Source organism: Ruegeria sp. BHSB056, assembly GCF_059613305.1.
This window is the reverse complement of the sequence record NZ_JBXWSG010000021.1, coordinates 43,944-50,493: the sequence shown is the minus strand read 5'-3', so window position 1 is coordinate 50,493 and position 6,550 is coordinate 43,944. Positions and strand designations below refer to the sequence as shown.

The window sequence follows — 6,550 nt, the reverse complement described above, 5'->3', positions numbered from 1 at the left end:
CTCGAATTCTTCGTGGCTGAGACCGCCCGCGATGCGCACCATTTCCATCACGTCTTCTACACGCTCCTTACCCAACGAATAGGCGTGCATCGCCTTGTCGGTCAGGGTCAGCTTGTCATACAGCACATCCAGATGCCGGACGCTGGCATGAATATCGACGGGTTCTACAGGATATCCGCCTGCGAAGTGAATACAGTTGAAGTATTGCGTCAGCTTAAGAAGATTCTGGCACATCTCGCGATTGCCGGGCACTTTTTTCCCGATCTCCATGTCCCAGTAATTGGGCGGCGACGAAACGTTGCCGAACAGGATGTTCTTTCCACCGATCTCGATCCTGTGGTCAACATTGCGGGGCGTGATGGAAAACTGGCTGGGCGCCTTGGCGATCATCTCCATGACAAAATCGCGCCCCATGCGGACGTTGTCACCTTTGATCGTGCACCCTGCCTCGCGCAGGATGCCGATTGCCTCTTCATTGTAGAATTCGATCCCGATCTCTTCCAGAATACGCATGGCCCCTTCATGGATCGCTTCGATCCCGGCCTGATCCAGCGGTTCAGTCGGGCGATCTATGTTGATGGGTGGGTCCCACGGCATCTGGTCAATCACCGCGCTGCCCCTGCGCGCTGCCGCACCTGCGCGTCCTCCGCCGCGGCGTTTGCGTGTGTTGGTCTCGGCCATGGTTGCCTCCGTTCTGGCTTGGTACAAGCAAGACCCGAAGACGCGTTTCTGGCCGCTCCATCTGCGACAGAGCTTGTCGGTTTTCTATAATTGTTCGTCGATTTTCCGGATCAACGCATCATTTTTCGGCCAGCCATGCCGGAATGTGACCGATATCCGGCAGGACAACATCCGCCATCGGCGCCAGCGCTTCTGCTTCGGCCAATCCGGTCAAAACGCCAATGGTGATCATTCCGGCTGCGCGTCCCGCTTGCAGGTCATGAACACTGTCACCTACCATTGCGATGCGCGACGGCTCGACCCCGATCTGTGCGGAAAAGGCCAGCAACTGACCTGGCCCCGGTTTGAACCCATGACCACTGTCATACCCGGCGATAAAATCGAAGTGTTCGCGTATTCCCGCAGATTCCAGATGCTGCAATGCCGGATGCTCGCTGTCATTTGTCGCAACGCCCAGTTTGATCCCGGATTGCTGCAACCCTTTCAGGAACGGACCCAACGGCACGGCAGGGGATTGAGGAGCCGCCGCGGCTTCGGCGTTCATCATGTCCACAACTTCCTGCAATGTCACATCGTCAACATGCGAAATAAGCACTTCGGCGATTTCTTCGACCGTTGCGGCTATCACAATGCTATCTGTGGTATACCGCTCTTGCTCGAAATCAAATCCGATGACGCTGCCGAGTTCCGCCGCGCGGTCTACATCCCCCTTTGTCAGACGCATCAGCAACGAGCGCCCGAACGTTCCCCAGGTTTTGGCAAAATCGAACAAAGTGCCATCCTTGTCGAAGACGATTGCTTCTATTGGCATCGCGTGCTCCTGCGGAAAAGGTGTTCAGGTCCAGTGTACATCGCCACCGCCTGACAGAACCGCCCGCGCCTGGGCCGGGTGATCATAGGCGATTGAGTTGGCGTCACAAAACGCCATGACCCACGAATCGTCAAGCACCAGAAAATCGAGAACCGAAGTCAGAAAGTCCCGATCACCGGCCCGATTGCGAACATCCCCGATCGAAGCGCCTGTCGAGCCAAGAAATACAGGCAAAAGCTCGTCGTTGCTGACCAACCACCCCAGGGCTGTCAGAGCAAGAGTCTCGGCTGAATCGGGCGAAAGGGGCATAAACTGCGCTCAGAGAATGGTGCTGGAAAGAGTTTGTTAACCAGACTCATAAACAATTTGTTCACGCATGCAATCAACGGTGAACGACTATGTCTGTGCAAGGCACCATCCTTGTCCTCGACGGGGTATCAACCAACCGCATAATGCTGAAGGTTCAACTGACTGCTGCCTGGTACCACGTGGTACAGGGTGGAAAACTTGAAGGGCTACAAGCCCTTGCACGTCGCGTGCAGCCAGACCTTGTTCTGACGGCCCAAACATTGCCCGACGGAACAGCAGCTGATGTCAAGAAAGCCCTCACCGAAGTATCTGGCCTTGATGACGTGCCCGTCGTCGTACTGGCAGCACAGAATGACAAAAACGCGCGCCTGCGTGCCCTGAAAGACGGGCTGGACGATGTGCTGACGCACCCTTTCAAAGATACGTTGCTACTGGCACGCATTCGGAGCCTTTTGCGCGTGCGCGCAGCTACTCAAGATTTGCAGGTCAGCAACGGATCGCAACCTATTGGATTTGGGGAACCCGCCCCTGTGATGATCAGCCCCCCGAACGCGGCCCGGGTTGATATCTTGGCCGATACTGTCCAAACCGGTGCCCTTTGGTACAAGGCCCTGCAAGGCCAGCACCGTTTCGATCTGTCCTGGCACCTTCAATCGAACTTACAAGGCGTTTTGTCCGGACCGATACCGGACGCGATTGTCGTCGAATTGGGCTCGCACCCATCCGCGCTGAATGTCCTTGCGGATCTCAGGTCACGGGCAGCAACCCGGAATACCGTCCTGATTGGCGTCTTGCAGGACTATGACGCCGTGCAGGCCTCGGAAGCGCTGGACAGAGGAGCGGACGCCGTATGCCTGGGGGGGTTCTGCGCGCAAGAGATTCTGTTGCGGCTGAATAATCAGATTGCGCGCAAGGCACGGCTTGATCATCTGCGCGTATCACTGAGAAAAGGGATCGCCGAGTCCTGTATTGATCCGCTCACCGGGCTGCACAATCGTCGTTACGCCATGCGGGCATTGGATCAGATCGCGCGCCAGTCTGCCCGTACCGGGCGTGGCTTTGCCGTCATGCTGGCGGATCTGGATCACTTCAAGACCATCAATGACTGCCATGGCCATGGCGCTGGTGATTGTGTTCTGACGCAGGCCGCAAAACGCATGCAAAGCGCACTTGGATCCCAGGGTTTTGTCGCCCGTATCGGCGGTGAAGAGTTCATGTTCGCGGTGCCTGATGTGTCAGAAAAGCAAGCCAGAAAACTGGCTGAGACTATCTGTGACAGCATTTGTCGCGCCCCGTTCCTGCTATCGGATCAAGGTTTGCAGGTTAATGTCACGATCAGCATTGGGCTGGAAACGCCGCAATCGGGTCAACCGGGAAAAGAACGCAAACCCGTTCCTGTAGAAGATATCCTAAAAGCCGCCGACAAAGCCCTTTATGCGGCAAAAAAAGCGGGGCGCAATCAGGTGAGTATCAGGCAAAGCGCAGCCTGAACCTGTCAGTCCTTTTTCTTGTGCCCATGCGGCCCGCGTTCGACGATCTTTTGCAACCTGTCCGCATAAGATTGCCGCTCTGCGTCGCTCATGGCGGTGACGCGAGCCAGCCATTGTGTCTGCAAGGCTAATTGCAGTTCTGCCGTTGCCTGCGACTGTTTCTGCAACAACACTTCAACGGCGACCGGATCGAAGGGCACTGTGCGCAGTGCCCGACTCAGCGCTTCAAAGTCTTGTCTGCGCCCCCTTAAGTCTTTTTCGCGTAGCGCAGACAGTTCCCCTCGCATCGCTTTTCGATCATCTTTCGGCAAAGCGCGATATAGCGCCGGGCCGAATCCCGGCGGTGCTTCGGTGTGAACTCCATCCTTCAGGCGCAGCATGGTTCCGACTGCAACACCGACAAACAACAGGTTCAGAGCCAATGACAAGACCAGCAAAACCGTCATCCACCGGCGTTTCGGTTTAGGGGCAGCATTCATTCTGTGCTCTCCAGAAAACTCGTGTCATATCCAAGGTCCGCCACAAAAAGGGCCGCCTCTTGCGATGCCAGCAGATTGGCGGGATCGGGCAGGAACCCCGGCGCGGAAAGGCCGATCCAGAGCCCCGCCGCACTGGCAGCGATCAAGCCGCCCACCCCCTGCCAGCCACCTACGTTGCCCATCATTCGATGCCAGAGCGAAAATTGTGGATGCGGTTCAGGCCTTAAGCGACTCAGGCGGAGTTTTTCAGCATCAATCTGAATGCGCACGGCCAGATCGTCGGGCAGCGCCGGTCGGTTCTGCCGAGCCTGCGCAAACAAATGATCCAGTTCCAGGTTTTCATCCGTCATCGTCATACCCCAGTTCTTCACGTCGCCCGGCCAATATCGCGGTCAGACTTCGTTTGCCCCGCGCAGTCAAACTTTCAACCGCTTCTAGTGAAATTCCCATGATCCCGGCAATTTCAGGGTTGGGCAACTCTTCGATGTGGCGCAGAACCACTGCCTGCCTCTGCCTTTCGGGCAGCTGCGCCAAGGCAAGCTGCAACGCATCCACGCGAGCCTCATCCTGCAGTCGGTCGGCTACGCTGGCTTTGCCATCTTCCGGCTCAGGAATATCCGACAACCTGCCGGGGGCCTTCCTGCGCCGGATGTCCACACACAGATTCAGCGTCACGCGATACAACCATGTCGACACTTTGGCCTGACCCGGCACCCAATCCGGCGCCATCTGCCACAACCGCATCATCGCCTCCTGCGTTACGTCTTCTGCCTCGGCCCGATTGCCCAACATACGCAACGCGACGGAATAACAAAGCGGCCCGAGACGATCGGTTAAAACCCGCGCAGCCTGTGCGTCACCATCAGCGAATTGGCTCAGCAACACATCGTCGCTGAGAGAGCTCGCGGTGCAACCCGCACCGCGAACATCGTGTAGGTGAGAGGTCAGGTCCTCCACCCTGCATCAGTTATCGATTGCACCCGACTTGTGGCGCTTATTCTTATGGTGACGTCCCATCCGGTCTTTGGCATCGGCAAATTCCTGCTCCGATATTCCACCACTGTTATCTGCATCCATCCGGTCAAACATCTTGTCACCCCGACGCGGTTTCGGCAACTCGTCCTGGCTTAGGAAACCGTCGTTGTTCGCATCGTTGTTTTCGAACATTTTGGCGACCCGGTCGTTTGCTTTTTTCTGAGCGGCGGCCTGCATTTCCTCAAGGCTGAGTTGACCGTCCCCATCAGTATCCGCGGCCGAGAAGCGTTCGGTGAAACGCGCTTCCATCTCTTGCTGCGTCACCTGACCGTCGCCATTGGCATCCAATTCCTGAAAGGACACTGGCTCACGACCACCCGGGCCAGCCGCGAGAACAGACGTGCCGGTGATTGCAACACCCGACAGAACAATCGCCGTGATGAATTTTGCATTTTTCATTTCGGTTTTCCCTTGTTAACGCGGCCTGAGTGCCGCTGCTCATATCCATTCAAACGCGCGAAGTAGGGAATTCCGTCGCAGTGCCAGCAACTTTTTTGAACCAGCGTGGTATTTCACGACGAAGTTCAGTTGAGGTGCGTTGCAAAGCGACGCACCCCCCTTTAAAAATCACCTGTTCAGGCGCATTATCCGCCAAAGATTACTGCGCGAGTAATATTATGACAGATCAGACGATCGACACCACAACCCAGAACGAGCGTGAAACCTGGCCTGCATTGGTCAAAGGGTTTCGGTGCAAGTGCCCTAATTGCGGCGAAGGCAAGCTGTTGCACAGCTACCTGAAGGTAAATGACACCTGCTCGAACTGTGGACAGGAACTGTTTCATCATCGCGCCGATGATGGGCCCGCCTATCTGACGATCCTGCTGGTCGGGCACTTGTTGGCCCCGGCTCTGCACGTCTCGTATGTGAACTGGCGCCCGGACCCATGGGTGATGGCCATCGGGTTTTCCATTGCTTGCGTTGCACTGTCGCTGTTTTTGCTCCCCCGCTTGAAAGGCGCTGTGGTCGCATATCAGTGGGCGCGTCGTATGCACGGTTTTGGCAACGATTCATGAGCCTCAAGAAACGATTGTTTTGAGCATGACGACCGACAAGACCGCCATCCGCGACGCCGCAACCGTCATCGTTTTGCGGAACAGGTGGACCAACCCGTCGATCCTGATGGGTCAACGTGGGTCCAAGGCCGTGTTCATGCCCAACAAATTCGTGTTCCCCGGTGGAGCGGTCGATCCGGCGGATGCGGATGTACCGCTCGCGACCTCACTGCCTGACCTGTGTTCTGAGCGGTTGGCGGAACAGGCGGAATCCGGAAAACAACACGCCCTTGCCGCCGCAGCAATTCGCGAGCTTTGGGAAGAAACAGGACTTGTCCTGGGCCAGACGGGACACTGGCCGGGCAGCATTCCCGACGACTGGCAGAGCTTTTCTGCCATGGGTTACGTGCCGTCGGCAGCTGCGTTGCAATTTGTGTTTCGCGCGGTCACACCGCCCGGCCGCCCCCGTCGGTTCGATGCGCGGTTCTTTCTGGTCGATGCCGATGCGCTGCAGGGCGACTTGGATGATTTCAGCCATGCCTCGGACGAACTGTCGCATCTGCAATGGGTGGAGCTGGATCGGGCGCGCGATCTGGATCTGCCGTTTATCACCGAGGTTGTTCTGGCCGAGGTCGCGGCCCGGGTAACCTCACCCGAGCCGCCAATATCGGTTCCATTCTACCAGAACAACGAAGAAGCCAATCTGTTCCTGCGGCTCAGAGGCTATCCAATGCCCGAGCAGGATTGACC

At 57.0% G+C, this 6,550-nt stretch carries 10 protein-coding genes; 3 read left to right on the top strand and 7 right to left on the bottom strand.

Going from position 1 to position 6,550, the window contains the following annotated elements:
- From AC2FND_RS07885 to AC2FND_RS07875, 3 genes are all read right to left on the bottom strand, one after another.
- A partial coding sequence (locus AC2FND_RS07885) for a trimethylamine methyltransferase family protein (RefSeq protein ID WP_496768973.1) occupies positions 1–681 on the bottom strand: 681 nt, incomplete at its 3' end.
- A gap of 118 nt (positions 682–799) precedes the next feature.
- Positions 800–1,492 (bottom strand): HAD family hydrolase, encoded by a 693-nt coding sequence (locus AC2FND_RS07880; protein WP_496768971.1) that lies wholly within the window; start codon positions 1,490–1,492, stop codon positions 800–802.
- A 24-nt stretch (positions 1,493–1,516) separates the two neighbouring features.
- Entirely contained in the window at positions 1,517–1,801 is a 285-nt protein-coding gene (locus tag AC2FND_RS07875; protein ID WP_496768969.1) for a DUF3572 domain-containing protein, read from the bottom strand.
- Positions 1,802–1,890: 89 nt separating this feature from the next.
- Here AC2FND_RS07875 and AC2FND_RS07870 point away from each other — a divergent pair, with 89 nt between their 5' ends.
- The gene (locus AC2FND_RS07870) at positions 1,891–3,291 is read left to right on the top strand and encodes a diguanylate cyclase domain-containing protein (RefSeq protein WP_496768968.1); all 1,401 of its coding nucleotides are present in this window, start codon (positions 1,891–1,893) and stop codon (positions 3,289–3,291) included.
- Between the two features lie 5 nt (positions 3,292–3,296).
- Here the strand turns inward: AC2FND_RS07870 and AC2FND_RS07865 are convergent, their stop codons facing one another.
- Genes AC2FND_RS07865 through AC2FND_RS07850 form a run of 4 tightly spaced genes read right to left on the bottom strand, consistent with a single transcriptional unit; the run spans position 3,297 to position 5,204 of the window.
- A complete protein-coding gene (locus AC2FND_RS07865) occupies positions 3,297–3,770 on the bottom strand; it encodes a periplasmic heavy metal sensor (protein WP_496768966.1) in 474 nt (157 codons plus the stop codon).
- Positions 3,767–4,120, bottom strand: a complete 354-nt coding sequence (locus tag AC2FND_RS07860; protein ID WP_496768964.1) for a hypothetical protein — start codon at positions 4,118–4,120, stop codon at positions 3,767–3,769. Before AC2FND_RS07860 ends, AC2FND_RS07865 begins: the two co-directional genes overlap by 4 nt.
- Complete coding sequence (locus tag AC2FND_RS07855) at positions 4,110–4,727, bottom strand: RNA polymerase sigma factor (protein ID WP_496768962.1); 618 nt, start codon at positions 4,725–4,727, stop codon at positions 4,110–4,112. Before AC2FND_RS07855 ends, AC2FND_RS07860 begins: the two co-directional genes overlap by 11 nt.
- Before the next feature lie 6 nt (positions 4,728–4,733).
- A complete protein-coding gene (locus tag AC2FND_RS07850) occupies positions 4,734–5,204 on the bottom strand; it encodes an EF-hand domain-containing protein (RefSeq protein WP_209504434.1) in 471 nt (156 codons plus the stop codon).
- Positions 5,205–5,422: 218 nt separating this feature from the next.
- On the opposite strand from AC2FND_RS07850, the gene AC2FND_RS07845 reads away from it, so the two are divergent.
- On the top strand, positions 5,423–5,821 hold the full coding sequence (locus AC2FND_RS07845) for a DUF983 domain-containing protein (protein ID WP_480516410.1): 399 nt from the start codon (positions 5,423–5,425) through the stop codon (positions 5,819–5,821).
- Between the two features lie 25 nt (positions 5,822–5,846).
- Positions 5,847–6,548 carry an NUDIX hydrolase gene (locus tag AC2FND_RS07840; protein WP_496768960.1) on the top strand — a complete coding sequence of 234 codons (702 nt, stop codon included), beginning with the start codon at positions 5,847–5,849 and terminating at the stop codon, positions 6,546–6,548.
- The last annotated feature ends 2 nt before the right edge of the window (positions 6,549–6,550 follow it).

Bases quoted from the DNA above. Each gene is read 5' to 3' on its own strand.
- AC2FND_RS07880 (WP_496768971.1), bottom strand. From the start codon at position 1,492: ATGCCAATAGAAGCAATCGTCTTCGACAAGGATGGCACTTTGTTCGAT.
- AC2FND_RS07875 (WP_496768969.1), bottom strand. From the start codon at position 1,801: ATGCCCCTTTCGCCCGATTCAGCCGAGACTCTTGCTCTGACAGCCCTG.
- AC2FND_RS07870 (WP_496768968.1), top strand. From the start codon at position 1,891: ATGTCTGTGCAAGGCACCATCCTTGTCCTCGACGGGGTATCAACCAAC.
- AC2FND_RS07865 (WP_496768966.1), bottom strand. From the start codon at position 3,770: ATGAATGCTGCCCCTAAACCGAAACGCCGGTGGATGACGGTTTTGCTG.
- AC2FND_RS07860 (WP_496768964.1), bottom strand. From the start codon at position 4,120: ATGACGGATGAAAACCTGGAACTGGATCATTTGTTTGCGCAGGCTCGG.
- AC2FND_RS07850 (WP_209504434.1), bottom strand. From the start codon at position 5,204: ATGAAAAATGCAAAATTCATCACGGCGATTGTTCTGTCGGGTGTTGCA.
- AC2FND_RS07845 (WP_480516410.1), top strand. From the start codon at position 5,423: ATGACAGATCAGACGATCGACACCACAACCCAGAACGAGCGTGAAACC.
- AC2FND_RS07840 (WP_496768960.1), top strand. From the start codon at position 5,847: ATGACGACCGACAAGACCGCCATCCGCGACGCCGCAACCGTCATCGTT.